A 26,847-nucleotide genomic window follows, 5' to 3' on the forward strand; every position below is an offset into this window, starting at 1 on the left:
GGCTCTCCCGCTCCCGGCGGGGGGGGGGCCCGGCCGCCGCGGCCCGGGGCGCGGCGGGGGGGGGGGGGCCCCCCGCGGCGGCCCTGTCCCGACGGTTTACTCCGCAGCGTCGAGCGGCTATCTTCGGCGGCACTGGGAGCGCTCCCACACCCCCACGACCGTACCCCTCTTCCGGAGAGGAACGAGCCATAGTGCGCACCCCACGAGCCGCGTTGACCGCGGTGGCGGCGGCCCTCGGCGGGCTGCTGCTGACCTCGGGTCAGCTCGCCCCCGCGCAGGCCGCGGACGCCGCCCCCGGCGTCGCGGCCGCCGAGCTGCCCGACGACACCGTGTTCCACAACTACCCGGCGAACGTGCACGACTGGGTCGCCCAGAACCCGAACGACCCCCGCCAGCCGTTGATCGCCCAGCGGATCGCCAGCCAGCCGCAGGCCGTCTGGTTCTCCAACTACCGGCCGGCGACCGTGACCCAGGACGTCGCCGCCGTCACCTCGGCCGCCGCGGCCACCGGCGAGGTGCCGGTGCTCGTCTCGTACATGATCCCCAACCGGGACTGCGGCGGCGCCTCGGCCGGCGGCGCCCCCACCTTCACGGCCTACCTCGACTGGGCCGAGGACTTCGCGGCCGGCCTCGGCGAAGGACAGTCCGTCATCATCCTCGAACCGGACTCGCTGGCCCTCACCACCTGCCTCAACCCGGCCCAGCGCGCCGAACGGTTCAACGCGCTGGCCGCCGCGGCCGACCTCATCCACGCGGCCAGCCCCGAGGCCAGGGTCTACTTCGACGCCGGCCACTCCGCGTGGCACTCCCCCGCCACCATGGCGGCGACGCTGCGGGAGGCGGGCATCCTGCGGAGCGGCGACGGCATCTACTCCAACGTCTCCAACTACCGCACCACGGCCGACGAGAACGCCTTCGTCCAGGCGGTCCTCGCCCAGCTCGGCGACCCCGACCTGCGGGCGGTCATCGACACCAGCCGCAACGGCAACGGGCCGCTGGGCAGCGAATGGTGCGACCCGCCGGGGCGGCGCGTCGGCCAGAACCCGACGGCGGCCACCGGCAACCGGCTGATCGACGCCTATCTGTGGGTCAAGCTGCCGGGTGAGCTCGATGGCTGCGACGGCCCTGCGGGCTCCTTCTCGCCCGCGAAGGCCTACGAGCTGGCGGGCGGCTGACGCGGGCCGTCACCCGCGGGCGGTCGGCCGTTCCGCCGGGCCGGTGCCGGTCTGCCTTCCCAGGCCGGTGCCGGCTTTTCTTTTGACCGGGGCGGGCGAGTGCGGGCGGCGCTTCGCGCCGGTTTCTTCCCCACCCGCCCGCCCTTTGCCGCGCTCCGCGCGGGGGTGGCGGCTGCGCCGCGGGGTGCGGTGAAACGCTTGCGCGCCGGGGATCGCCCCCACCCACCCGCCCTATCTCGCGCTCCGCGCGGGGGTGGCGGCTGCGCCGCCGGGTGTCCGGCGCTTCGCGCCGGGGGCTTCCCCCCACCCACCCGCCCTTTCGGGGGGGGTGCGCGGGCCGGCCGGGCCGGTGGCCCGTGGCGGCTTCGCCGCCGGGCCATGCCCGGGGCCGCGCTACGACCCGCCCGTAGGGCGGGTGAGTGGGCGCGGCACCGGGCGGCCGCCAGGCCCCGGGCCACCGCAACCGCGCCGCCGCGCAGCGCGTGGCGGTGCGTTTGCGGGCTGCGGCCGCGCGCCGCAGCATGGCCAGGAGGTGGCGTTCCGCCACCGCGCCGCCGCCAGGGAGGTCGGATGAAGGCCGTCCAGTATCGGGAGATCGGCGCCGCGCCCGAGGTCGTGGACGTGCCGGAGCCGGAGCCGGGGCCCGGGCAGGTGCTGTTGCGGGTGGCGGCCGCCGGGGTGTGTCACTCGGACATCGCCGTGATGAGCTGGCCGGCCGAGTCGTTCCCCTACCCGCTGCCGCTGACCCTCGGGCACGAGGGCGCCGGCACGGTGGCGGCGCTGGGTGAGGGCGTCACCGGGATCGCCGAGGGCGAGCTGGTCGCGGTGTACGGGCCGCAGGGCTGTGGCCGCTGCGCCAAGTGCGCCGAGGGCAAGGAGAACTACTGCCTGCGCGCCGCCGATCTCGGGATCTTCCCGCCGGGGCTCGGTTCGCCGGGCGCCATGGCGGAGTTCCTGCTGGTGGACGACGCCCGGTTCCTGGTGCCGTTGGGCGGGCTCGACCCGGTGAGCGCGGTGCCGTTGACGGACGCCGGGCTCACGCCGTACCACGCGATCAAGCGTTCGCTGCCCAAGCTGCGGCCGGGCAGCACGGCCGTGGTGATCGGCACGGGCGGGCTCGGGCACGTGGCGATCCAGCTGCTGCGCGCGTTGACGCCGAGCCGGGTGATCGCGCTCGACGTGTCGGAGGACAAGCTGACGCTGGCCAGGGCGGTCGGCGCGCACGAGACGGTGTTGTCCGACGAGCGGGCGGCCGACCGGGTCAGGGAGCTGACCGGCGGGCTCGGCGCGGAGGCGGTGTTCGACTTCGTGGGGGCCCAGGGGACCGTGACCACGGCGGGCGCGGTGGCGGCCGTGGAGGCGGACGTGTCGATCGTGGGCATCGCGGGCGGCGCGCTGCCGGTCGGCATCAACACCACCGCGTTCGACGTCGCCGTGGCCGCGCCGTACTGGGGCAGCAGGGGCGAGCTCGGCGAGGTGCTGGCGTTGGCGCGGTCGGGGGCCGTGGAGGTCAGGGTGGAGACCTACGGCATCGACGAGGCGCCGCTGGCGTACGAGCGGCTGCACGCCGGGAAGGTCAACGGCCGGGCGGTGGTCCTGCCCAACGGTTGAGGTGCGGCGGCGCCCGCCGGGGGCGCCGCCGCCGGCGGGGTCAGTCGGTGAGGTCGACGCCGCGGGCCGAGGTGGCGCCGATCTCCTCGGCGATCTCGTTGAGCACCGCGGGCGGGATGGTGCTGTCGATGGTGAGGGCGATCAGCGCGTCGCCGCCCTCCTCGGCGCGGGCCACCTGCATGCCGGCGATGTTGATGCCGGCCTCGCCGAGGATCCGGCCGAGGGTGCCGACGACGCCGGGGCGGTCGGTGTAGCGCAGGAACGCCGTGTGGTCGGCGAGCGCCAGGTCCACGGTGTGCGGGCCGATGCCGACGATCTTCTGGAGGTGCTTGGGACCGGCCAGAGTGCCGGCGACCGAGACCACCTCGCCGCTGGTGAGCGTGCCGCGCACGGTGATCAGGTTGCGGTGGTCGGGCGACTCGGAGCTGGTGGTGAGCCGCACCTCGACGCCGCGCTCCTGGGCGAAGAGCGGCGCGTTGACGTAGGAGACGGTCTCGGCGACGACGTCCTCGAAGACGCCCTTGAGCGCGGAGAGTTCCAGGATCTTGACGTCGTGCTGGGTGATCTCGCCGCACACCTCGACGTCGAGTCGCTGGGCCACCTCGCCGGCGAGCGCGGTGAAGATGCGGCCGAGCTTCTCGGCGAGCGGCAGCCCGGGACGGACGTCCTCGGCGATGACGCCGCCCTGCACGTTGACCGCGTCGGGGACGAGCTCACCGGCGAGCGCGAGGCGGACGGACTTGGCGACGGCGAGGCCGGCCTTCTCCTGGGCCTCGCCGGTGGAGGCGCCGAGGTGCGGGGTGCCGATCACGGTGTCGAACTCGAAGAGCGGCGAGTCGGTACAGGGCTCGGTGGCGTAGACGTCGAGCCCGGCGCCGGCGACCCGGCCCTCCTTGAGGGCGCTGAGCAGGGCGGCCTCGTCGACGATGCCGCCGCGGGCCGCGTTGATGATCCGGACGCTGGGCTTGACCTTGTGCAGCGCCTCGTCGCCGATGAGCCCCAGGGTCTCGGGGGTCTTGGGGAGGTGGACCGTGATGAAGTCGGAGACGGCGAGGAGCTCGTCGAGGCTGAGCAGCTTGACGCCCATCTGGGCGGCGCGGGCCGGCTGCACATAGGGGTCGTAGGCGACGATGTCCATGCCGAAGGCGGCCATCCGCTGGGCGACCAGCACGCCGATGCGGCCGAGGCCGACGACGCCGAGGGTCTTCTCGGCGAGCTCGACGCCCGTGTACTTGCTGCGCTTCCACTCACCCTTTTTCAGCGCGGCGTTGGCCTGCGGGATGTTGCGGGCGGTGGAGACGATCAGGCCGCAGGCGAGCTCGGCCGCGGTCACGATGTTGGAGGTGGGCGCGTTGACCACCATGACGCCGGCCTTGGTGGCGGCGGCGACGTCGACGTTGTCCAGGCCGACGCCGGCACGGGCGACGACCTTGAGGCGGCGGGCGGCCGCGATGGCCTCGGCGTCGATCTTGGTGGCGCTGCGGATCAGCACCGCGTCCACGTCGGCGATGGCGGTCAGCAGTTCGTCACGGGCAGCGCCGTCACAGTGCCGGATCTCGAAGTCGGGACCGAGGGCATCGACGGTCGCGGGGGAGAGCTCTTCTGCGATGAGTACGACGGGCTTGCTCACTGGGTCTCACTGGTCCTTTGCGGAAGGCCGCGTCCCGACGGCCGGGAGTGGAGAGGTAGGCAGCCACGTGGAGCCGCACGACGCTGTGAGCCCGTGACACGCTTGGTGCAGTGCAGTGTAGCGGCGGGCGGCGAGCCCGGCGGTTCGTACCGGACCCGCCGCCCGATCGAGCGAACTCCCCCGTGGTGACGGGTCGGATCGATCGGATCGCGGAGGGCTCAGGCCTCCTCGTCGACCCAGCTCATCAGCTTGCGGAGCTCCCTGCCCGTGGTCTCGAGCAGGTGGCCGGCGTCGGCCTTCTTGTACTCGTTGTAGCGCGGCAGGCCGGCGTTGTACTCGGCCATCCACGCCTCCGCGAAGGTGCCGTCCTGGATGTCGCCCAGGATGCGCTTCATCTCGGCCTTGGTCTGCTCGGTGATGACGCGCGGGCCTGACACGTAGTCGCCCCACTCGGCGGTCTCGGAGATCGACCAGCGCATCTTCTCCAGGCCGCCCTCGTACATGAGGTCCACGATGAGCTTCAGCTCGTGCAGGCACTCGAAGTAGGCGATCTCCGGCTGGTAGCCGGCCTCCGTCAGGGTCTCGAAGCCGGCCTTGACGAGGGCCGCGGTGCCGCCGCAGAGGACCGCCTGCTCGCCGAAGAGGTCGGTCTCGGTCTCCTCGGTGAAGGTGGTCTTGATGACGCCGGCCCGGGTGCCGCCGATGGCCTTGGCGTAGGAGAGGGACAGCGGGAAGGCGTTGCCCGAGGCGTCCTGCTCGACGGCCGCGATACACGGCACGCCGCGGCCCTCCTCGTACTGGCGGCGGACCAGGTGGCCGGGGCCCTTGGGGGCGACCATGCAGACGTCGACGCCCGCCGGCGGCTTGATGAAGCCGAAGCGGATGTTGAAGCCGTGGCCGAAGAAGATCGCGTCGCCCTCCTTGAGGTTGTCCTTGACGGACTCCTCGTAGACGCGGGCCTGGATCGGGTCCGGCACCAGGATCATGATGACGTCGGCCTCGGCGGCGGCCTCGGCCGGGGTGGTCACCCGCAGCCCCTGCTCCTCGGCCTTGGCGCGGGACGTGGAGCCCTCGTGCAGACCGACCCGGACGTCGACGCCCGAGTCGCGCAGGGACAGCGCGTGGGCGTGGCCCTGGCTGCCGTAACCGAGGACCGCCACCTTGCGGCCCTGGATGATGGACAGGTCGGCGTCGTCGTCGTAGAACAGCTCGGCCACTTCGGTTCTTCTCCTTGTTGGTTCACGCCACCGCCGATGGGACGGCGGCGGGGTTCCACCGTAGGACGTGTGGAACGGGGGTGGTGGACCGGTCTCGGTATCCGGTCCACGCGCGGGAACGACGTGCTACGCGCTGCGGTCCAGCGCGCGGAGCGAGCGGTCGGTGATGGAGCGGGAGCCGCGGCCGATGGCGATGGCGCCGGACTGCACCAACTCCTTGATGCCGAACGGCTCCAGCATCCGCAGCATGGCCTCCAGCTTGTCGCTGCTGCCGGTGGCCTCGATGGTGACGGCCTCGGGGGCGACGTCCACGGTCTTGGCGCGGAAGAGCTGCACGATCTCGACGATCTGCGACCTGGTCTCGTTGTCGGCGCGGACTTTCACCAGAACGAGTTCCCGGTGGACGGCCGCCGACGGGTCGAGTTCGACGATCTTGAGGACGTTGACCAGCTTGTTGAGCTGCTTGGTGACCTGCTCGAGCGGCAGCGCCTCGACGCTGACGACGATGGTGATGCGGGACACCTCGGGGTGCTCGGTCGTGCCGACGGCGAGCGAGTCGATGTTGAAGCCGCGCCGGGAGAAGAGCGAGGTGATCCGGGAGAGGACACCGGGCTTGTTCTCGACCAGGACGGAGAGTGTGTGCTTGGACATGGCGGGTTCGTGTTACCTCTGCGGTCGGTCAGTCGTCGGCGTCGCTGAAGTCGGGGCGCACGCCGCGGGCGGCCATCACCTCGTCGTTGGAGGTGCCGGCGGCGACCATCGGCCACACCATGGCGTCCTCGTGGACGATGAAGTCGACCACGACGGGCCGGTCGTTGATGGCGTTGGCCTTCTCGATGACGGCGTCGAGCTGGTCGGGGTCCTCGCAGCGCAGGCCGACGCAGCCCATGGCCTCCGCCAGCTTGACGAAGTCGGGGATGCGGGTGCCGGTCGCCTCGGGGCCCTCGCGCAGCACCGTGTTGGAGTAGCGCTGGTTGTAGAAGAGGGTCTGCCACTGGCGGACCATGCCCAGGGCGCCGTTGTTGATGATGGCGACCTTGATCGGGATGTTGTTGAGCGCGGCGGTGACCAGCTCCTGGTTGGTCATCTGGAAGCAGCCGTCGCCGTCGATGGCCCAGACGGGGGCCTCGGGGCGGCCGGCCTTGGCGCCGAGCGCGGCGGGGACGGCGTAGCCCATGGTGCCCAGGCCGCCGGAGTTGAGCCAGGTGCCGGGGCGCTCGAACGGCAGGTAGTGGGCGGCCCACATCTGGTGCTGGCCGACACCGGCGGTGAAGACGGTGTCCTCCGGGGCCAGTTGGCCGATGCGCTCGATGACCTGCTGCGGGGAGAGGGTGCCGTCCTCCGGCAGGTCGTAGCCGAGCGGGTAGGTCTCGCGCCAGCGGTCGAGCTGCTCCCACCAGGCGGCGTAGCGCTCGGCGGCCTCCGGGCCCGCCGCGGTGGCCGGGTCTTCGGCGCGCAGCGCGGCGGTCAGGTCGGCCATCACGTCCTTGACGTCGCCCACGATGGGGACGTCGGCGACGCGGTTCTTGCCGATCTCGGCGGGGTCGATGTCGGCGTGCACGATCTTGGCGTGCGGCGCGAAGGAGTCGATCTTCCCGGTGACGCGGTCGTCGAAGCGGGCGCCGAGGGCGACGATCAGGTCGGCCCGCTGGAGCGCGGTGACGGCGGCGACCGAGCCGTGCATGCCGGGCATGCCGAGGTGCTGGCGGTGGCTGTCGGGGAAGGCGCCCAGGGCCATCAGGGTGGTGGTCACCGGGACACCGGTCAACTCGGCCAGCTCGCGCAGCTCGGCGGAGGCGCCGGCCTTGACGACGCCGCCGCCGACGTAGAGGACGGGGCGCTTGGCCTGGGAGATCAGCCGGGCGGCCTCGCGGATCTGCTTGGCGTGCGGGCGGCTGACCGGGCGGTAGCCGGGCAGGTCGGTGGTGGGCGGCCAGGAGAAGACGGTCCTGGCCTGCAGGGCGTCCTTGGAGATGTCGACGAGGACGGGGCCCGGACGCCCGGTGGCGGCGATGTGGAACGCCTCGGCGATGGTGCGCGGGATCTCCGCGGGGTCCGTGACCAGGAAGTTGTGCTTGGTGACGGGCAGGGTGATGCCGCAGATGTCGGCTTCCTGGAAGGCGTCGGTGCCGATGGAGGGGCTGGCCACCTGTCCCGTGATGGCGACCAGCGGCACCGAGTCCATGTGGGCGTCGGCGATGGGGGTGACCAGGTTGGTGGCACCGGGGCCCGAGGTGGCCATGCACACGCCGACCCGGCCGGTGGCCTGGGCGTAGCCGGTGGCGGCGTGTCCTGCGCCCTGCTCGTGGCGCACGAGGATGTGGCGGACCTTGGTGGAGTCCATCATCGGGTCGTACGCGGGGAGGATGGCGCCGCCGGGGATGCCGAAGACGGTGTCGGCGCCGACCGCCTCGAGGGAGCGGATGAGGGACTGGGCGCCCGTCACGTGCTCGACGGTGGCGGTGGGCTGCGGTGCTCCGCTTCGGGGGGCCCGCGGCTGCGGCTTGGGTGCCCCGGTGGCCTGCTCGGTCATCGACGTTCTCTTCTCGGAGTGGTGAGGGTGGTGAAGCTGGGGTGCGGGTGCGGGTTCCGACGCGTCCCTGACGGCGTCGGTGCAACAAAAAACCCCTCGTGCCGTAAGGCATGCGAGGGGGAGCGCGTCGCTGGGGGCCACGGAGTGTCCGAGGTCAGCCGACGCGCCATCCAAGTACGAGAATTCGGGTGTGCATGACTCTGACCTTGCTCCCCTGCCCGCCAGGTGTCAAGCGAGCGCGAGCGGCGTCTCACTATGTGGGCCGGGGCGGTCCTGGCGTGGACCGGGTGGGGCGGATCCGGGTCGGCGACGCGCGGGTGGCCAGGTCCTGTCCGCCCGGGCAGGGCCTAGGTGGGTGCGGAGTGCGAGGGGGCGGGGTCGGCCTGTGGCTCGCGGGGGGTGCGGCGGGCCGGTGGCAGGGGGTGCGGGGGCAGGGGGAGGCGGCCGCCGTCGAGGACGCGGCGCAGCCCGGCGGCGTCGAGCGGCTCGCTGAAGGCGAGCCCCTGGCCGCGCCGGCAGCCGAGCGCGCGGAGCGCGGCGGCCTGCTCCGGGTGGTCGACGCCGTCGGCGAGGGAGTCGACGCCCAGGTCGGCGGCCAGCCGCAGCAGGCCGGCGGCGATCTTGCGCAGCTGGGGGGAGTCGAGCAGGCCGTCGACGAGCTCGCCGTCGAGGCGGACGAGGTCCACGGGGAGCCGGTGCAGGGCGGCGGCCGCGGTGCCGCCGCTGCCGAAGCCGCCGAGCGCGACGCCGACGCCGAGGCCGCTGAGGTCGAGGAGGCGACGCCGCAGCTCGTCGGCGGCCAGCACGGACTCGGCCTCGGGCAGCTCGATCATCAGGGCGTCGGGCGGCAGCCCGTGCTCGGCGAGCAGCGCCTCGACGCCGCCGGCACCCAGCGCCCGGTCGGCGAGCCTGGGCCCCGGCACCCGGACGCTCACGGGGACGGTGTGGCCGGCGCGGTGGCGCCTGCCGGCCTCGGCGATGGCCTGTCTGACCAGCCAGCCGGTCATCTCGGTGGCCCGCTCGCCGGCGTCGGTGCGGGGGCCGCGCAGCAGCTCGAGCGGGGTGCTGAGCAGGCCGTGCGCGGAGCGCCAGCGGGCCTGCGCGGAGACCGCGGTGATCCGCCCGTCGGCAAGGTCGACGACGGGCTGGTGGAGCAGGGTGAACTCGCCGGCGTGCAGGGCGCGGCGCAGCCGGTCGGCCAGCTCGGTGCGGCGCACCGCCTCGGCCTGGAGCTGCGGCACGTACAGCTCGACGCGGGCCTTGCCGGCCTGCTTGGCGCGGTACATCGCGAGGTCGGCGTTGCGCATCAGGGCGGCCGGGGTGGCGCCTGGCTCGGCGAAGGCGATACCGATGCTGGCGGCCACCCGCACCTCGCGGCCGTCCACCACGTAGGGGCGGGAGAGCGCGGTCCGTACCCGCTCGGCGATCTCCAGGATCCGGTACTCGCGCGGGCCAGGCTCGCCGGCCGGGTCGCCCACGATCAGCGCGGCGAACTCGTCCCCGCCGAGCCGGGCCGTGGTGTCGCCGGCCCTGACGGACTCCCGCAGCCGCTGGGCGGCCTGCACCAGCAGCTCGTCGCCCGCCTGGTGGCCGATGGTGTCGTTGACCGCCTTGAAGCCGTCGAGGTCGATGAAGAAGACCGCGGCGTCCGACTCCCCGGTCTGGCCCGGGCCGTGGCCGTCGCTGAGGGCCAGCCGGACCCGCTCGGTGAACAGGGCCCGGTTGGGCAGGTCGGTGAGCGCGTCGTGGGAGGCGCTGTGCTGCAGCTGTGCTTGCAGTCGCACACGTTCGGTCACGTCGCGGCTGTTGAAGATCAGGCCGTCCTGGTAGCGGTTGACGCTGGACTCGACATTGAGCCAGCGCCCCTCGTCGTGCCGCACCCGGCACTCGATCCTGGTGGCCGACTCGAGCGCGGGCGGCACCGCGAGAAAGCGGCGCAGCTCGTGCAGGACACGGCCGAGGTCGTCAGGGTGGATCAGGGTGGAGAGTTCACAGCCGATCAGCCGGTCGGCGTCCCTGCCGTAGACGCCGGTGGCCGCCGGGCTCACGTAGCGCAGCTTGCCGTCCGGCGCGGCGATCATGATCACGTCGCTCGATCCTTGCACCAGCGAACGGAAGTAGTTCTCCTTCTGGGCGAGCTCGCGGGTCAGGGCCGCGTTGTCCGCGAGGGTGATGCCCTGGCGCACCAGCAGCGCCAGGACGACCGCGGACGCCGCGTACACGACGACCCGGTCGACGCTGCGGCCAGCGACTATGGTCATCAGGATGCTGAGCACGCACACGGCCGCCGCCGTGTAGGGCGCGAGGGCGCCGATGCCCAGCGACTCGGCGAACGGCCGGGCGTGACGATCGCCCTCCTGGCGCCCGCCGGGCGGCGGCTCCTCGGCCGGCCCGTCGTCCGGCGGCCGACCGGCCGCCCGCTCGCCTCTGGCGCCCGCCCACGGCGCGTAGGCCAGGAGCAGCGAGGCGGCGAACCAGCCGGCGTCCAGCAGCTGGCCCGAGCTGTAGTGGGCGCGCAGCATCGGCGAGGTGAACAGCGCGTCGCACAGGACGGTCAGGGCCAGGGCGCCGATGGCCGTGTTGACCCCGGTCCGGCGCCGGGTGCCGTGCCGGAAGTGCAGCACCAGCACCATGCTGACCAGCGCGATGTCCAGCAGCGGATAGGCCAGCGCCAGGGCGGCGCGGGCCACCGTCTCGCCCCGCCACTGGGCGGTGTGGGCGAGGGCGACGCTCCACGAGAGCGTCATCAACGAGCCGCCGATGAGCCAGGCGTCGAGCCCGAGGCAGATCCAGCCCGCCCTGGTGGCCGGACGCCTGGCGAACATCAGCAGGCCGATGATGGCGAGCGGCGCGAAGAGCAGGTAGCAGACGTCCGCGAGCGAGGTGCGCGGGACGGACTCCCGCAGCACCACCTCGTACCAGCCCCATATGGCGTTGCCCAGGCCGATCATCATCGAGGAGAGGCCGAACAGCGTCCACGCGGGCCGCAGCTCACCGGCCCGCCGGTGCGCGTACCACAGGCAGGACCCCGCGGCCAGGAAAGCGGCCGCGGAGAGCCCGAAGTCCCCCATCACGCGGGCCACCTGCGGGGAGCCCCAGCCGAACAGGGCTCCCACGGCATACCCCGCGCACACCCCGGCCAGCGCCAGCTGCGGCCCCGGGCCGGTCAGCGGCGGGCTCCCCACGTCGGCGCGCGGCCGCCAGGCCGTTCTCGGGCGGTGCATTGGCCTGTGCCCCCCTCTCGTTCCGGACTCGCCCCGGAACGGACGGTACACCAGAACCGTCACTCAACGCCATAGCAATCTCACCGACCGTGACGATTTGGGGGGTGCCTCGCGCTCGGTCAACGCCGCGGATCAGTCCTCCCGCCCGCCCACGGCGACGACGTGCGCCACGGGTTCGCCCGCCGCGAACCTGGCCAGCTGGTCCCGCAGCAGCCGCTCGGCGCGGGGCCTGAAGGCCGACGTCGGGCCGCCGACGTGCGGGGTGATCAGCACGCCGGGCGCGTCCCACAGCGGATGCCCCGACGGCAGCGGCTCCGGGTCGGTGACGTCGAGCGCCGCGAGCAGTCGGCCCGACTCCAGCTCGGCGAGCAGCGCCTTGGTGTCCACGACCGGGCCGCGGCCGACGTTGACCAGCAGCGCGCCGTCCGGCATCCGGGCCAGGAACTCGGCGTCGACCAGGCCGCGGGTGGCGGCGGTGAGCGGGGTCGCGACGATCACCACGTCGGCGCGGGGCAGCAGCTCGGGCAGCTCGTCGGCGGCGTGCACCGGGCCGCGCGGCGCCGTCCGCGCCCGGCTGGCGACGCGGATGACCTCGGCGACCTCGAACGGCAGCAGCCGGTCCTCGATGGCGCCGCCGATGTTGCCGTAGCCGAGGATCAGCACCCGGCGGTCGGCGAGCGCTGGGCGCACGCCCTGCGCCCAGCGCCCCTCGCGCTGGGCGAGCACCGCGTCGGGGACGCCGCGCAGCGCGGCCAGCGTCAGGGTGAGTGCCAGCTCGGCGGTGCTGGTGTTGTGCAGCGAGCCGGCGTTGCACAGCCGCGCGCCGGGCGCCAGGTCGGGCAGGCCGGGCAGCATGTGGTCGACGCCCGCGGTCAGGGTCTGGACGACGCGCACGCCGGTCATCAGCGGCAGCGGGCGCAGCACCACGTCCTGGCGCTTCATGTACGGGACGACGTAGAAGGCGCAGTCGGCCGGATCGGCCGGATAGTCGTCCTCGCCGTCCCAGTGCCGGTAGGTGAACGATCCCGGCAGGTCGGACAGGTCGTCGGGGGAAAAGGGCAGCCAGACATCCGAAGTGCTCATGCGGCCAGGCTAGATCGGCCGTCGGCGGGGGTACCGGGGGGTGACGGAACGGATCACGTCTGATGTGCTGGGCGTTCCGATCGCGGTCCCGGGGGCGGGGAGGACGGAGGCGGATGATGAGGCGGCGAGGCAGGGGCGGCCTGCTCGCGGCGGTGACGGCCGTGTCCCTCGCGGTGGCGGGTTGTTCTGGCTCGGGCACGGACGACGACGGCGACGGCGACGGGCGAGACGGCGGGGCGACCGCGTCCGGGAGCGCGCGGGAGTCGACAGGACCGGAGGCGACGGCCGACCCCGAGGAACCGACCGTGGCCCCCGACGAGGGGGCGGTGGAGGTGGTCGAGACGGTGGCCGAAGGGCTCGACTCGCCCTGGGGCCTGGTGCCGCTGCCCGACGGCGACCTGCTGGTCGGCTCCCGGGACGGCGGCACGGTCCACCGGATCGCGGCCGACTCGGGCGAGGTCTCGGAGGTGGGCGAGGTGCCGGGCGTCACGCCGGACGGCGAGGGCGGCCTCCTCGGCCTCGCCCTGGACCCGGAGTTCGCGTCGAGCAGCCTGCTCTTCGCCTACCACACCACCGCCGACGACAACCGGATCACCGCCTTCCGCTACGACGCCTCGGCGGCACCCGGGCAGGGCCTCGCGCCCGACCGCGACGTGCTCACCGGCATCCCCCGCGGCGAGTTCATCCACAACGGCGGCGGCCTGGCCTTCGGGCCCGACGGCATGCTGTACGCCTCGACCGGCGACGCCGACGACCAGGGCCTCGCGCAGGACCAGGACTCCCTCTCCGGAAAGATCCTGCGCATCGACCCGGCGACGGGCGAAGCGCCGGCCGACAACCCGGACCCCGACTCACCGGTCTACTCGTCCGGCCACCGCAACGTGCAGGGCCTCGCCTGGGACGCCGAAGGCCGGCTGTGGGCCTCGGAGTTCGGGCAGGACACCTGGGACGAGCTCAACCGCGTCGAGCCGGGCGGGAACTACGGCTGGCCGCTCCACGAGGGCCCGGGCGGCGAGGCCGACGGCTTCACCGACCCGGTGCGGTGGTGGCCGCCGGCCGAGGCGTCGCCCAGCGGGCTCGCCTTCCAGGGCGGCTCCCTCTGGCTGGCCGGCCTGCGGGGCGAACGCCTGTGGCGGGTGCCGCTCTCCGACGCCGAGCCGGAGTCGTTCCTGACCGGCGAGTTCGGCCGCCTGCGGGCGGTGCGGGCGGTCGGGGACGACGAGCTGCTGCTCGTCACCAACGAGACGGACAGCCGCGGAACGCCGGCGCCCTCCGGGCAGGACGACCGCGTCCTCCGCCTCCGCGTCCGCTGACTCGCGGAGGGCTCCGGCACGGGGGCGCGACGCTGCGGCGCGCGGCGCTTCGCGCCGAGTTTTCCCCCACCCGCCCGCCCTTTCGCGCGCTTCGCGCGGGGTGCCGGGCCGGACCGCGCTGCGCGCGGTGCGCGGACCGGCTGGGCCGGTCGGCTTGCCGCGCGAGGCCGCCCGCCGAGGGCGGGTGGGTGGGCGCGGCACCGCACGGCCGCCGGGGCTTTCGCGCTTCGCGCGGTGCGCGGACCCGCCGGGCCATGCCCGGGGCCGTGCTACGGCCCGCCCGAAGGGCGGGGGGGCGCGGCGCGGCGCCGCACGGCCGCAGGCCGGCGGGTCGGTGGCCGACGCCAAGCGCGCAGCGTTACGTGCCGACCAGGCCGAGGCGGTGGGCCAGGGCGGCGGCCTGGCCGCGGCCGGTGACTTCGAGCTTGGCCAGGATGTTGGAGACGTGCACGCTCGCCGTCTTGGGTGAGATGAACAGCTCCTCGGCTATCTGCCGGTTGGTGCGGCCGGCGGCGACCAGCGCGAGGACGTCGAGCTCGCGGCGGGTCAGGCCGAAGGAGTCCGGCTGGTCGAGGCCGTCGTCCGGGGTCAGGGGGAGCCGGCCGCGCTGGGCGAGGCGCTCGGCCTCGGTGAGCAGCGGGCCGGCGCCGAGGCGCTGGGCCGTGGCGTGTGCCTCGGCCAGCCGCTCGGCGGCCCGCTCGCGCTCGCCCTGGGCGAGCAGCGTCTCGGCCCAGCGCAGCGCGATCCGCGCCCGCTCCCTGGGGCGGGTGAGGCCGTCGAAGGCGGCGGCGGCCGCCGCCCAGTCGGCCGGGCAGGCCGTGCCCTCGGCCCGCCGCAGCTCCGCCTCGACCAGCAGCGCGTAGGCGCGCCACACCGGGTAGGACCGCGGCAGCGAGACCGCGCACGCCCGGATCCTGGATATCGCCGCCGGCTGTCCTGGCTCGGCCGCCGGCACCCCGCGGGCCTCCGACTCGGCGACGGCGGCGGCGTCCAGCATCGGCCAGGTGTAGCGGCCGACGCCGGGGGCGAGGTCGACGGCCAGGGTCTCGGCGAGCAGTCGGCGGGCGTCCAGGATCCGGCCCTGCTGGGCGGCGAAGCCGATGCGCGCCTGCGCGGCCGGGTGGGCGTACTGCGGGGCGGAGACGTCGAAGGTGTTGTAGTGCTCGGTCATCCGGGTCAGCTCCGCCTCCGCCGTCTCCAGGTCGCCCCTGGCGACGGCGAGGAGGGCCATCCGCTTGGCCGCGAGCGCGTGTGAGACGGGAGTCTGCGCGGTGCGCCGCGACTCGCGGACGGCGGTCTCGCACTCGGCCCAGCGGCCGAGCGAGAACAGCGAGTCGGCGCGGTTCCCGTGGAGCCAGGACTCGGTGTCCCGCAGCCCGTAGCGGTAGGCGATCGGCACGCCCCGGTCGGCGTCCGCCACGGCCTCCTCGGAGCGGCCGATGCCCTCGAGCAGCGACACGAGGTTCACGAGGCTGCGCTTGAAGACGCTGACCAGCTCGGTCTCCTCGGCCCGCCGGGCGGCGTCCCGCAGCACGGCGACCGCGGCGTCCCCGTCGCCGCCCTCGGCCAGCAGGCCGCCCCTGCTGATCAACGCGTTCAGCTCGGACTCCTCGTCGCCCACCTGCCGGGACAGCTCGACGGCCTGGTCGGCGACGGCCACGCCCTCGGGGCGCGGGTCGAACACGGTGCGCCAGCCGGCGGCCTCCGTCATCACGTGCGCGTGCACCCGCGAGGGCGGGAAGCCGGCCAGCAGCTCCTGCGCCGTGGCGAGCTCGGTCCAGCCGTCGCCGCGGGCCAGGTTCCGCATCAGCCGGGACTTCTGCGTCCAGAACCAGGCGGCGCGCAGCGGGTGGCTCCGCTCGTTCATGTGGCGCAGGGCCCGGTTGACCACCGTGAGGCCGCGCTCGGGATCGCCGGCCCGGCGGGCCGTGACGGCCATCTCGGCCAGCAGGTCGAGGAAGCTCAGCTCCTCGTCGTCGCAGTCGCACAGCGGGTAGGACTCGACGCCCTCGGCGAGCGGCAGCCGCCTGCGGACCTCGGCCGGCGCGTCGTCCCAGACCTCGAGCGCACGCTCCAGCAGGTGCAGCTGCTCCGCGTACGCGTGGCGGCAGCGGGCCGCTGCGGCGGCGCTCAGCGTGGCGGGCAGCGCCCTGGCCGCGTCCCGCGCGTGGTACCAGTAGCTGGCGAGCCTGGCCGGCCGCTCGTCGGCCCGCACCAGGTCGGGGTCGGCCTCCAGGGCCTCCGCGTATCTGCGGCTGAGCCGGGACCGCTCACCCGGCAGCAGGTCGTCGTCGACGGCCTCGCGGACCAGCGCGTGCCGGAAGCCGTAGCTGTCGTCCTCGTCGGCGCGCAGGATGCTGGCGCCGACCGCGGTGCGCAGCGCCTCGATCAGCTCGTCCTCGCCGAGCCCGGTGACGGCGCGCAGCAGCGCGTGCTCCACCTTGGAGCCGCCCTCGGCGAGCGTGCGGACGACGCGCTGCGCCGACTCGGGCAGGGCCTCGACCCGGACCAGCAGCAGGTCGCGCACGGAGTCGCTGAGGATGCTCCCTCCTCCGCAGTCGCTCGCGGTGGCCAGCTCCTCGACGAAGAACGCGTTGCCGTCCGAGCGCTGGTAGACCTGGTCGAGCTCGCGCTCGGAGGGCGCGCTGCCCCGGATGCCGGCGAGCTGGCCGCGCACCTCCTCACGGGTGAAGCGGGCGAGCTCGACGCGGAGCACCGTGCGCTGCCGGTCGAGCTCGGCCAGGAAGGGGCGCAGCGGGTGGCGGCGGTGGATGTCGTCCGAGCGGTAGGTGGCGAGGAGCAACACCCGGCAGCGCTGGAGCGAGCGGAAGAGGTAGCCGAGCAGGCCGCGGGTCGAGCGGTCGGACCAGTGCAGGTCCTCGATGACCAGCACCAGGGTGCGGTCGGTGGCGAGGGTCTCGAGCAGCCGGGCGGTGAGCTCGAAGAGCCGGGCCCGCTCGTCCTCGTCGCGCCCGGCCCTGGCCGCCGCGGTGGGGCCGCCGAGCTCGGGGAGCAGCCGGCCGAGCTCGCCGCCGAACCCGGCGGCGGCCTCGGCGAGCTCCTCGCCGAGCTGGCGGTTGAGGCCGCGCAGCACGGTGGAGACGGGGGCGAAGGGCAGGCCCTCCACGCCGACCTCGACGCAGGCCCCCTCGGCCGTGACGGCGCCCGCCGCCCTGGCCTCGGCGAGGAACTCAGCGAGCAGGCGGCTCTTGCCGACCCCGGCCTCACCACCGATCAGCACCGCCTGGGGCGCGCCGGCCGTCGCCGAGGCGAGCGCCTCGGCCAGGGTGGCCCGCTCGGGGGCGCGGCCGACGAAGACGGGGCTGACGGTTCTGATGTGCATGTTGGGCAGGATCGCACACACGTCTGACACTCGGCGGGGCATGTGCGTCACACCCGGGCGCTCCGACGCAGGCCGAGCAGCCGGCCCCGCGCCCCGCCCCGTTGACTCACCCGCCCCTCGGGCTCGTGTTCCTCGGAGGCGGCGCGCCGCCGGGCCTCGTTGGCGAGGCGCTCCGTGGCCGCCTCCCGGTGCAGCTCGTCGATCCTGGTCTGGACGGCGTGCAACTCGTGGTACATCGGGTTCTCCCTCGGTGTGGTGTCGCTCGTTCGCGATGACTCCACACTCCTCGCCAAGGAGGGGCCGCCACATCGGGAATGTTGCGGAAGTCGCCGGCCGGTAGGTCCTTAGGCGCCGGGTCCCGGGGGCCGGGTGCTCCTTAGGCATCGCGAGGGTCCGACCCGGCGACCTTCCGGTCGGGTCCCCGATAATTTTCGGCCCCCTGCCGCTCCCCGTCTGACCTGCGGCGCATCATCGAACGCGCTTCACCGCAGGTCACTGGCGATCTCCAGCCGTCGACGACACATGATTCCAGCCGGAAAAATTCCGGAAGGATCCGTTGACGGGGCGCCCTGGCGGGCGCATACTCCCGTTCGATCGTTGCCTCACGCCATGGGCGCCGTCGCTCTCCGGGACTCGAGCGCGGCTCCCGCAGCCGCGGCAGTACACCCATCCATCGACCGAGGGGTAGCAATGATCAGCCCGTCCTCAGGCACCTCAGGCACCTTAGGCAGCTCGTGGTCACGCGCCCGCCGGGCGCTGGTGGTGGCCACCGCCGGCCTTCTCGCGGCGGCCGGCCTCATCGCCCTGCCGAACACCGCGGACGCCGCCACCACGCTGGGCGCCTCGGCGGCCGAGCGCGGCCGCTACTTCGGCACCGCGGTGGCCGCCAACCGCCTCGGTGAGGCCGCCTACGCGTCCACGCTGAACACCGAGTTCAACAGCGTCACGGCCGAGAACGAGATGAAGTGGGACGCCACCGAGCCCAACCGCAACTCGTTCACCTTCGGCGCCGCCGACCAGATCGTGAACCACGCCCGGTCCCGTGGCATGCGGGTCCGGGGCCACACCCTGGTCTGGCACTCGCAGCTGCCCGGCTGGGTGGGCGGACTGAACGCCAACGACCTCAGGGCCGCGATGAACAACCACATCAACCAGGTGATGGGCCGCTACCGGGGCCAGATCCACTCCTGGGACGTGGTCAACGAGGCGTTCCAGGACGGCAACAGCGGCGCCCGGCGCAGCTCGCCCTTCCAGGACCGACTCGGCAACGGCTTCATCGAGGAGGCGTTCCGCACCGCCAGGGCCGCCGACCCGAACGCCAAGCTCTGCTACAACGACTACAACACCGACGGCATCAACGCGAAGAGCAACGCGGTCTACAACATGGTCCGCGACTTCCGGGCGCGCGGCGTGCCGATCGACTGCGTCGGCTTCCAGTCGCACTTCAACAGCGCCTCCCCGGTGCCGGCCGACTTCCAGGCCAACCTCCAGCGCTTCGCCGACCTCGGCGTCGAGGTGCAGATCACCGAGCTCGACATCGCCGGCTCCGGCACCGCCCAGGCCAACAGCTACTCCCGGGTGGTGAACGCCTGCCTGGCCGTCTCCCGCTGCACCGGCATCACGGTGTGGGGCGTCACGGACAAGTACTCCTGGCGGGCCAGCGACACCCCGCTGCTGTTCGACGGCAACTACAACAAGAAGCCGGCGTACACGGCGGTGCTGAACGCGCTCAACGGCTCCGGCGGCGGGGGCGGTGGCGGGAGCGCCGGCTGCTCGGTGACCTACGCGGAGACCCAGCGCTGGGGCGACCGGTTCAACGGCCAGGTCACCGTGACGGCCGGCTCGACGCCGATCAGCGGCTGGACGGTGACCGTGACCCTGCGCTCCCCGCAGCAGGTGTCGACCACCTGGAACGGCACCCCGAGCTGGGACGGCACCGGCACGGTGATGACCATGCGGCCCAACGGCAACGGCGCGCTGTCGGCGGGCGGCTCGACCAGCTTCGGCTTCACCGTGATGGCCAACGGCAACTGGACCGCGCCCACGCTCGGCTCCTGCGTGGCGACGGCCTGAGGACCGCCACCCCCCACCGGGCGCGGCGGCGGCGCCGACCGCCGCCGCCGCCCCCCCCCCGATCCCGGCCCAAAGCTCGGCCGGCCCCCGGCCCAAGCCCACCCGGTGGGCCAGGGCCGCGGCCTCGCCCCGGCCGGAGACGGCCAGCTTCCCCAGGATGTTGGAGACGTGCACGCTCGCCGTCTTGGGCGAGATGAACAGCTCCTCGGCTATCTGCCGGTTGCTGCGGCCGACGGCCACCAGGGCCAGCACGTCCCGCTCGCGGGGGGTCAGGCCGAAGGAGTCGGCCGGGTCGGGGGGCTCGGCCGGCTCCGGCGGCAGCAGCGAGAGTCCGGCCCTGGTCGCCAGCCGGGCCACCCGCTCGCGCAGCGGCGCCGCGCCCAGGGCGAGGGCGGTCTCGCCGGCCTGGCGCAGCGGCTCCGCGGCCCGCTCCCGCGCCTCTGAGCCGCCCTCGGCCAGCAGCGCCTCGGCCCAGCCGAGCCGGGCGACGGCCAGGTGGTGGGGCAGCTCGAACCGTTCGAGCGCCTCGACCGCCTCAGCCCAGCGGACCTCCGCCGGCCGGCCCTCGGCTCGCTTCAACTGGGCGTCGACCAGGTGCCCGAGCGCGGTCCACAGCGGTATCGCACGGGGCACGAGCGCCATCGCGGCCCGGATCGCCGCGACGGCGGCCGGCCTCCCCTCCTCCGCCGTCGGCAACCCTCGGCTCTCGGCCTCGGCGGTGGCCGCCGCGAGGAAGAGTTCCCAGGCGTAGTTGGCGGTGAAGGGCGGGGTACCGCCCGCCATCGCGGCCCGGAGCGTCGCTCTGACGTCCGCGATCCTGCCCTCGGCCGCGGCCAGCTCGACCTCGACCCGGGCCAGGCTCACCGCCATCCCGGGGTTCAGGTCCGGGGTGTGGATCTCCGCCCGGGTGGCGGCCAGACCCCGGCTCGCCTCCGCGATGTCGCCGCGCAGCAGCGCCAGGTGGGCGGCGGCGAGCCGGGCGCCGGCGCGCAGCCTGGAGTCCCGCCCCTGACGGAGCGCGGCGGCCGCCGCCGCCTCGGCCTCCGGCCAGCGGCCGAGCGCGATCAGCACCTCGGCGTGGTTCGCCGACAACCATCCCCTGGCGTCCCGCAGGTCGTAGCGGTCGGCGATCTCCATGCCGCGCGCCACCGCCTCGCTCGCCTGCCGGAACTCTCCCACCTCGCTCAGCGTGGCCGCGTAGTTGACCAGCGAGCGGGACATCAGGCTGACATCGCTGCCCTCGATCACCCGCTCGATCACGGCGCTCATCTCGGCCAGGCCACCGTCCACGTCCCCGGAGTCGGCCAGCAGGCAGCCCCGCGTGAAGCGCGCGTACAGCTCGGTGCGCTCCGCACCCACCAGGCGGGCCATCTCGACCGCGCGCTCCACCGTCTCGAAGGTCTCGGGGCTCGGTAGGTCCAGGGTGTTGCGGGCCGCCACCTGGGCCAGAATCTGGGCGTGCACCACCGAGGGGGCCAGGCCCTGCACCAGCTTCTTGGCCCGGTCAAGCTCGGCCTGCCCGTCGCTCCGCCCCACGCCGGACCGGGCCCGGGAGCGCTGGAGCCAGAACCAGGCGGAACGCAGCGGCTCGGCGCGCGCGTCGAGCACCCGCAGGGCCCGCCTGCTGAGCGCCAGCACCCGGTCCCGCTCATCGGCGTGTACGGCCGCCATCGTGGCCTCGGCCAGCAGGTCCGGGTAGTCCACGGGCCGGCCCGGCGCCTCCGGGTCCGGGTAGGCCCAGATCGGCTCCACCGGACGCAGCCCGGCCAGCGCCTCGTCCGGCGCCGTGTCCCACAGCTCGAGCGCCCGCTCCAGCAGCCGTAGCTGCTCCGCGTAGGCGTACCGCCGACCGGCCTCGGTCGCCGCCGCCAGCACCGCGGGCAGCGCCCTGGCGCCGTCCCCCGCGTGGTACCAGTAGCTGGCGAGCCGCGCTGCCCGCTCGCCGGCGGGCACCAGGCCGTGCCCGGCCTCCAACGCCTCAGCGAAGCGACGGTTGAGCCTGGCCCGCTCCCCCGGCAGCAGGTCGTCCACCACCGCCTCGCGCATCAGCGCGTGCCGGAAGCGGTAGCCGTCGCCGTCCTCCGTGGGCACCAGCAGATACGCCCCGACGGCCGCCCGCAGCGCGGCCAGCAGCTCCGGCTCCGGCAGCCCCGCCACCTGGGCGAGCAGCGCGTGCTCCACCGACGAGCCCGCCTCCGCCGCGATCCGCAACAGCTCCTGCACGCCCTCGGGCAGCGCCTCGACCCGCACCAGCAGCAGGTCGCGCAGCGACTCGCTCAGGCCGCGCCCGGCGCCGCCGTTGGCGGTCAGCTCCTCGACGAAGAACGGGTTGCCCTCGGAGCGCTCGAACACCGAGCGGGCCAGCGCGGGATCCGGCGCCCCGCCCGTGATCCCCGCCATCTGCGCCTGCACCTCGGCGTCGCTCAGCCGGGCCAGCTCGATCCGCCGGACCGAGCGCAGCCGGTCGAGCTCCGCGAGGAACGGGCGCAGCGGATGGCGGCGGTGCAGGTCGTCGGCGCGGTAGGTGGCGAGCAGCACGAGGCGGCTGCGCTGCACCGAGCGGAACAGGTAGCCGAGGAGCTCCCGGGTGGAGCGGTCCGACCAGTGCAGGTCCTCGATGGCCACCACGAGGCTCCGGTCGGCGGAGAGCCGCTCAAGCAGCCGGGCCGTCAGCTCGAAGAGCCGCACCCGGTCGAGCGCGTCCCCCGAGGTCGGGCGCGCCTCGTCGCCGAGCTCCGGCAGCAGCCGGGCGAGCTCCCCGAGCTGCCCGGTCGCCGCCTCCGCCAGCTCCGCGCCCAGCTGCCGGTGCAGCGAGCGCAGCACGGCGGCGACCGGCGCGAACGGCAGGCCGTCCGCGCCGAGCTCGACGCAGGATCCGACGGCCGTGACGGCGCCCGCCGCCCTGGCCGCCGTCAGCACCTCATCGAGCAGCCGCGACTTGCCGATGCCGGCCTCGCCGCCGACCACATACGCCTGTGGTTCGCCGCGCCCGGCGCGGGACAGGCCGGCCGTGAGCTCGGCCAGCTCGCTGGCGCGGCCCACGAACACGGGACTGACCCGACGGCTCTCCACAGCACCGAGAATGGCACGCCTGGCCGACGACCCGGTACCGCTTATCGCGCTGGGCAGAGGCCGGGCCGCCGATCTCGCCGTCACGCCACCGCGATCCTGCCCCGGCGATTCCGGCTCCGGGCGGACGCCGGCTGCTCCGCCTCACCGGTGCGCCGTTCCTCGTTCCGGGCGGCGGTGGCCGCCCGGTGCTCCTCGGCCGCCCGTTCGAGGTCGGCCGCGCGCTGTCGGTGGAGTTCCTGCCCGAGCAGCTGCTCGAGTCCGGTCATCCTGGTTCCCTCCCTGGGATTCGGCTGCCTGTCAGCAGCCTCAACGCTCCTCTCCCAGGGGGCCCGCGCGCATCGGGCGATCGCCGCGTTTCGCCGCGCCGGCGCGCTTAGCGCGAAGGCCCCCGGCGGGCGCCGGGGGCCTTAGGCGGGCCTCGCTCCGCCTCAGCGGCGGCGCGGGGGCCTTACTCGGTGACGCCGAGCCGCTCCAGGATCAGCTCGCGGGCCCTGGCCGCGTCGGCCTGGCCCCTGGTGGCCTTCATCACCGCGCCGACCAGGGCGCCGGCGGCGGCCGTCTTGCCGCCCCGCACCTTGTCGGCGACCGCCGGGTTGGCCGCGATGGCCTCGTCGACGGCGGCGCCGAGCGCACCCTCGTCCTTGACGATGCGCAGCCCCCGCTTCTCGACGATGGTGTCCGGGTCACCCTCGCCCGCCAGCACGCCGTCGATGACCTGGCGGCCCAGCTTGTCGTTGAGCTCGCCGGCCGCGACCAGCGCCGCCACCCTGGCCACCTGCGCCGGGGTGATGGGCAGCGAGGCGAGCTCGACGCCCTGCTCGTTGGCGCGCCGGGCGAGCTCGCCCAGCCACCACTTGCGGGCCGCCGCCGCGTCGGCGCCGGCCTCGATGGTGGCGGTGATCGGCTCGACCGCGCCCGCGTTGAGCGCCGACTGCATCTCGTGCGCCGAGATGCCCCACTCCTCGCGCAGCCGGTTCCGCCTGGCCAGCGGCGTCTCGGGCAGCTCGGCGCGCAGCCGCTCCACCCACTCGCGCTCGGGGGCGATCGGCACCAGGTCGGGCTCGGGGAAGTAGCGGTAGTCCTCCGCCTCCTCCTTGACCCGGCCCGAGGTGGTGGTGCCGTTGTCCTCGTGGAAGTGCCGGGTCTCCTGCACGATCGTGCCGCCGTCGCCGAGCACGGCCGCGTGCCGCTGGATCTCGAACCTGACGGCGCGCTCCACGCTGCGCAGCGAGTTGACGTTCTTGGTCTCGCTGCGGGTGCCGAACGCCTCCCGGCCGTGCGGCCGGAGCGACACGTTGACGTCGCAGCGCAGCTGGCCCATCTCCATCCGGGCCTCGGAGACTCCGAGCGCCCTGATGAGCTCGCGCAGCTCGGCGACGTAGGCCCTGGCCACCTCGGGGGCGCGGGCACCGGCGCCCTCGATCGGCTTGGTGACGATCTCGATCAACGGGATGCCGGCCCGGTTGTAGTCGAGCAGCGAGTGCGAGGCGCCGTGGATGCGCCCCGTCGCGCCGCCGATGTGGGTGGACTTGCCGGTGTCCTCCTCCATGTGGGCGCGCTCGATGCCGACCCGGAAGACCTCGCCGTCGGCCAGCTGGACGTCCAGGTAGCCGTCGAACGCGATCGGCTCGTCGTACTGGGAGGTCTGGAAGTTCTTCGGCATGTCCGGATAGAAGTAGTTCTTCCGGGCGAAGCGGCACCACTCGGCGATCTCGCAGTTGAGGGCGAGACCGATCCGAACGGCGGACTCGACGCCGGTCGCGTTGACGACCGGCAGCGAGCCCGGCAGGCCGAGGCAGGTGGGACAGGTCTGCGAGTTGGGCTCCGCGCCCAGCGTGGTGGCGCAGCCGCAGAACATCTTGGTCTTGGTGCCGAGCTCGACATGGACCTCGAGGCCCATGACGGGGTCGTAGGACGCGAGCGCGTCCTCGTACGACACCAGGTCAGTGACGGTCACGGGAGAAGTACCTTCCGGATGCGTGCGTGGCGTACCGCGGCTCAGTCGCGCTCGTCGGCGAGGACGCCGCCCTCGTCCTGCGCCATCCGGCGCAGCTCGCGGGCGAGCAGCGCGACGCCGGTGACGATCGAGGCGGCCGAGACGAGGGCGTCGGCCAGCCTGAGCTTGTCGCCCTCACTGCGGGCCTCGCGCAGCTGGCGGGAGACGCTGACCACGCCGAACAGCGTGGTGCCGATGGACAGGTAGGTGCTGGCCTTGGACTTCGGCTTCTTCTTGCCAATGCTCATAGCGCGGGTGCCTCCTCCAGGATCGGATGTCCCCAGCGTGCCTGGAACGCGGCCTCCACCGCCGCTCCGACGCGGTACAGCCGGTCGTCGGCCATCGCCGGAGCGATGATCTGAAGACCCACCGGAAGCCCGTCCTCGTCGGCCAGACCGCAGGGCAGGGACATCGCGGCGTTGCCGGCCAGGTTCACCGGGATGGTGCACAGGTCGGCGAGGTACATCGCCATCGGGTCGTCTACCCGCTCCCCGATCGGGAACGCCGTGGTCGGCGTGGTCGGCGACACCACGACGTCCACCTGCTCGAACGCGCGGCCGAAGTCGCGGGCGACCAGGGTGCGCACCTTCTGCGCGCTGCCGTAGTAGGCGTCGTAGTAGCCGGAGGACAGGGCGTAGGTGCCCAGCATGATCCGCCGCTTCACCTCGGGCCCGAAGCCGGACTCGCGGGTCAGCGAGGTGACCTCCTCGGCCGACCTGGTGCCGTCGTCCCCGACGCGCAGGCCGTACCGCATGGCGTCGAAGCGGGCCAGGTTCGAGGAGCACTCGGACGGCGCGATCAGGTAGTACGCGGCGAGCGCCTTGTCGAACGACGGGCAGGACAGCTCCACGATGGTGGCGCCGAGCCCGCGCAGCAGCTCGACGGACTCGTCGAAGCGGTTCAGCACCCCCTGCTGGAAGCCCTCGCCACGGAACTCCCGCACGACGCCCACCCGAAGACCGGCCACCGAGCCGGTGCGGGCGGCCTCCACGACGGGCGGCACGGACGCTTCGATCGACGTGGAGTCCAGCGGGTCGTGGCCGGCGATCGCCTCGTGCAGCAGCGCCGCGTCCAGCACGGTGCGGGCGCACGGGCCGCCCTGGTCGAGCGAGGACGAGAAGGCCACCATGCCGTAGCGGGAGACCCCGCCGTAGGTCGGCTTGACGCCGACGGTGCCGGTGACCGCGGCCGGCTGGCGGATCGAGCCGCCGGTGTCGGTGCCGATGGCGAGCGGCGCCTGGAACGAGGCGAGCGCCGCCGCCGAGCCGCCGCCCGAGCCGCCGGGGATCCGCGTCAGGTCCCACGGGTTGCCGGTCGGGCCGAACGCGCTGTTCTCGGTGGACGAGCCCATGGCGAACTCGTCCATGTTGGTCTTGCCCAGGATGACGACGCCGGCCGCCTTCAGACGCTTCGTCACGGTGGCGTCGTAGGGCGGGATCCAGCCCTCCAGGATCTTCGACCCGACGGTGGTGGGCACCCCCTCGGTGGTGAAGATGTCCTTGAGCGCGAGCGGCACCCCGGCCAGCGGGCCGAGCTCCTCACCCCGCGCCCGCTTCTCGTCCACGGCGCGGGCCTGGGCGAGCGCGCCCTCGCGGTCCACGTGCAGGAAGGCGTGCACCTTCTCGTCGACGGCGTCGATCCTGGCCAGGTGGGCCTCGGCGACCTCGACCGCGCTGACGTCGCCCGCGGCGACGCGGGCGGCCAACTCGGTGGCGGTGAGACGGATCAGATCGGCCACGGTGGTCACTCCTCCCCCAGGATCTGCGGCACCTTGAAACGCTGCTGCTCCTGCGCGGGCGCGCCGGAGAGCGCCTGCTGCGGGGTCAGGCTCGGCCTGACCTCGTCGGGGCGCATCACGTTGGTGAGCGGCAGCGGGTGGGAGGTCGGCGGAACGTCCTCGGCGGCGACATCGGCGACGCGGGCGACCGCGCCGATGATGTCGTCGAGCTGTCCGGCGAAGTGGTCGAGCTCCTCGTCGGTCAGCTCCAGACGCGCCAGCCGGGCGAGGTGGGCGACCTCCTCGCGCGTGATGCCAGGCATGTGGCGATCCTCTTGCTCGTCGCGGGCGGGGTTTGCGGGCCCAATCCTATGACCGTGCGGAGGCGGGCCGCGCCGCCGTTCCGGCCTGGCGGCCTACCGCCCCGCCGCGCGGGGCGCGGCACTCCACGCGGCGAACGGCCCGGGCCGGCGGGTGCCGGACGCTCCGCGCGGGTCTTCCCCACCCGCCCGCCCTTTTCGCGCGCTCCGCGCGGTCTACGGCCCGGCGAAGCCGGTGCCTGGCGCTTCGCGCGGTTGTTTCCGAGCGGTGCGCGGCCGGTGCCCGGCGCTCCGCGCCGGGATTTCCCCCACCCGCCCGCCCTTTTCCGCGCGCTCCGCGCGGGGTGGCGGGCCGGGGCCCGCGGCGGCTGCGCCGAGCGTTTCCCACGTTTCCCCGCCCACCCGCCCTTTTCCGCGCCACGCGCGGAGAGCGGCCCGACCCGGCGGGCCGGGCCCGCGGCGGCTGCGCCGCCGGGCCACGCGGCTACCGCCGCGCGAGGCCACCCGCCAAGGGCGGGTGGGCGCGACACGGCCGCAGGC

Annotated in this window: 17 protein-coding genes and 1 pseudogene; 4 read left to right on the plus strand and 14 right to left on the minus strand. The window is 74.1% G+C overall.

The window, feature by feature from the left end; genetic code table 11:
* The first annotated feature begins 191 nt into the window (after positions 1–191).
* Both ACFWI8_RS29890 and ACFWI8_RS29895 read left to right on the plus strand, forming a co-directional pair.
* Positions 192–1,175 (plus strand): glycoside hydrolase family 6 protein, encoded by a 984-nt coding sequence (locus ACFWI8_RS29890; protein WP_387097968.1) that lies wholly within the window; start codon positions 192–194, stop codon positions 1,173–1,175.
* Between the two features lie 570 nt (positions 1,176–1,745).
* Positions 1,746–2,786, plus strand: a complete 1,041-nt coding sequence (locus ACFWI8_RS29895) for an NAD(P)-dependent alcohol dehydrogenase (RefSeq protein WP_387097971.1) — start codon at positions 1,746–1,748, stop codon at positions 2,784–2,786.
* A gap of 40 nt (positions 2,787–2,826) precedes the next feature.
* On the opposite strand, the gene serA is transcribed toward ACFWI8_RS29895, so the two are convergent.
* The 6 genes from serA to ACFWI8_RS29925 all read right to left on the minus strand — a co-directional run bounded on the left by serA (position 2,827) and on the right by ACFWI8_RS29925 (position 12,473).
* The gene (gene serA, locus ACFWI8_RS29900; RefSeq protein ID WP_311596999.1) at positions 2,827–4,416 is read right to left on the minus strand and encodes a phosphoglycerate dehydrogenase; all 1,590 of its coding nucleotides are present in this window, start codon (positions 4,414–4,416) and stop codon (positions 2,827–2,829) included.
* Positions 4,417–4,634: 218 nt separating this feature from the next.
* Entirely contained in the window at positions 4,635–5,633 is a 999-nt protein-coding gene (ilvC, locus tag ACFWI8_RS29905; protein ID WP_387097974.1) for a ketol-acid reductoisomerase, read from the minus strand.
* Positions 5,634–5,759: 126 nt separating this feature from the next.
* Positions 5,760–6,284: an acetolactate synthase small subunit gene (ilvN, locus tag ACFWI8_RS29910; RefSeq protein ID WP_311596996.1), complete on the minus strand. Its 525-nt coding sequence runs from the start codon at positions 6,282–6,284 to the stop codon at positions 5,760–5,762.
* Positions 6,285–6,312: 28 nt separating this feature from the next.
* The gene (locus ACFWI8_RS29915) at positions 6,313–8,166 is read right to left on the minus strand and encodes an acetolactate synthase large subunit (protein ID WP_387097979.1); all 1,854 of its coding nucleotides are present in this window, start codon (positions 8,164–8,166) and stop codon (positions 6,313–6,315) included.
* Positions 8,167–8,513: 347 nt separating this feature from the next.
* On the minus strand, positions 8,514–11,390 hold the full coding sequence (locus ACFWI8_RS29920) for a putative bifunctional diguanylate cyclase/phosphodiesterase (RefSeq protein WP_387097982.1): 2,877 nt from the start codon (positions 11,388–11,390) through the stop codon (positions 8,514–8,516).
* A 132-nt stretch (positions 11,391–11,522) separates the two neighbouring features.
* The gene (locus tag ACFWI8_RS29925; RefSeq protein ID WP_387097985.1) at positions 11,523–12,473 is read right to left on the minus strand and encodes a 2-hydroxyacid dehydrogenase; all 951 of its coding nucleotides are present in this window, start codon (positions 12,471–12,473) and stop codon (positions 11,523–11,525) included.
* A 116-nt stretch (positions 12,474–12,589) separates the two neighbouring features.
* Between ACFWI8_RS29925 and ACFWI8_RS29930 the strand changes: the two genes are divergently transcribed.
* The gene (locus ACFWI8_RS29930) at positions 12,590–13,786 is read left to right on the plus strand and encodes a PQQ-dependent sugar dehydrogenase (RefSeq protein ID WP_387098003.1); all 1,197 of its coding nucleotides are present in this window, start codon (positions 12,590–12,592) and stop codon (positions 13,784–13,786) included.
* Between the two features lie 358 nt (positions 13,787–14,144).
* On the opposite strand, the gene ACFWI8_RS29935 is transcribed toward ACFWI8_RS29930, so the two are convergent.
* Positions 14,145–17,129 carry an AAA family ATPase gene (locus ACFWI8_RS29935; protein WP_387097988.1) on the minus strand — a complete coding sequence of 995 codons (2,985 nt, stop codon included), beginning with the start codon at positions 17,127–17,129 and terminating at the stop codon, positions 14,145–14,147.
* Between the two features lie 47 nt (positions 17,130–17,176).
* Positions 17,177–17,365: a hypothetical protein gene (locus ACFWI8_RS29940; RefSeq protein WP_387097991.1), complete on the minus strand. Its 189-nt coding sequence runs from the start codon at positions 17,363–17,365 to the stop codon at positions 17,177–17,179.
* Positions 17,366–17,819: 454 nt separating this feature from the next.
* Here ACFWI8_RS29940 and ACFWI8_RS29945 point away from each other — a divergent pair, with 454 nt between their 5' ends.
* Entirely contained in the window at positions 17,820–19,202 is a 1,383-nt protein-coding gene (locus ACFWI8_RS29945; RefSeq protein WP_387098006.1) for an endo-1,4-beta-xylanase, read from the plus strand.
* A 168-nt stretch (positions 19,203–19,370) separates the two neighbouring features.
* Here ACFWI8_RS29945 and ACFWI8_RS29950 read toward each other — a convergent pair.
* The 6 genes and pseudogenes from ACFWI8_RS29950 to gatC form a co-directional block, all read right to left on the minus strand.
* Positions 19,371–22,358, minus strand: a pseudogene (locus ACFWI8_RS29950) (AAA family ATPase); the annotation flags it as partial.
* Positions 22,355–22,540, minus strand: a complete 186-nt coding sequence (locus ACFWI8_RS29955; RefSeq protein WP_387097994.1) for a hypothetical protein — start codon at positions 22,538–22,540, stop codon at positions 22,355–22,357. The gene ACFWI8_RS29955 and the pseudogene ACFWI8_RS29950, both read right to left, overlap by 4 nt.
* Before the next feature lie 182 nt (positions 22,541–22,722).
* Complete coding sequence (gene gatB, locus ACFWI8_RS29960; RefSeq protein WP_387097997.1) at positions 22,723–24,231, minus strand: Asp-tRNA(Asn)/Glu-tRNA(Gln) amidotransferase subunit GatB; 1,509 nt, start codon at positions 24,229–24,231, stop codon at positions 22,723–22,725.
* A 41-nt stretch (positions 24,232–24,272) separates the two neighbouring features.
* Entirely contained in the window at positions 24,273–24,518 is a 246-nt protein-coding gene (locus ACFWI8_RS29965; protein WP_311604906.1) for a hypothetical protein, read from the minus strand.
* On the minus strand, positions 24,515–26,008 hold the full coding sequence (gene gatA / locus ACFWI8_RS29970; protein WP_387098000.1) for an Asp-tRNA(Asn)/Glu-tRNA(Gln) amidotransferase subunit GatA: 1,494 nt from the start codon (positions 26,006–26,008) through the stop codon (positions 24,515–24,517). Before gatA ends, ACFWI8_RS29965 begins: the two co-directional genes overlap by 4 nt.
* Before the next feature lie 5 nt (positions 26,009–26,013).
* A complete protein-coding gene (gatC, locus tag ACFWI8_RS29975; RefSeq protein WP_311604903.1) occupies positions 26,014–26,310 on the minus strand; it encodes an Asp-tRNA(Asn)/Glu-tRNA(Gln) amidotransferase subunit GatC in 297 nt (98 codons plus the stop codon).
* Positions 26,311–26,847 lie beyond the last annotated feature (537 nt).

This window comes from Streptomyces sp. NPDC127098, from assembly GCF_042722465.1.
GTDB lineage: Bacteria > Actinomycetota > Actinomycetes > Streptomycetales > Streptomycetaceae > Streptomyces > Streptomyces millisiae.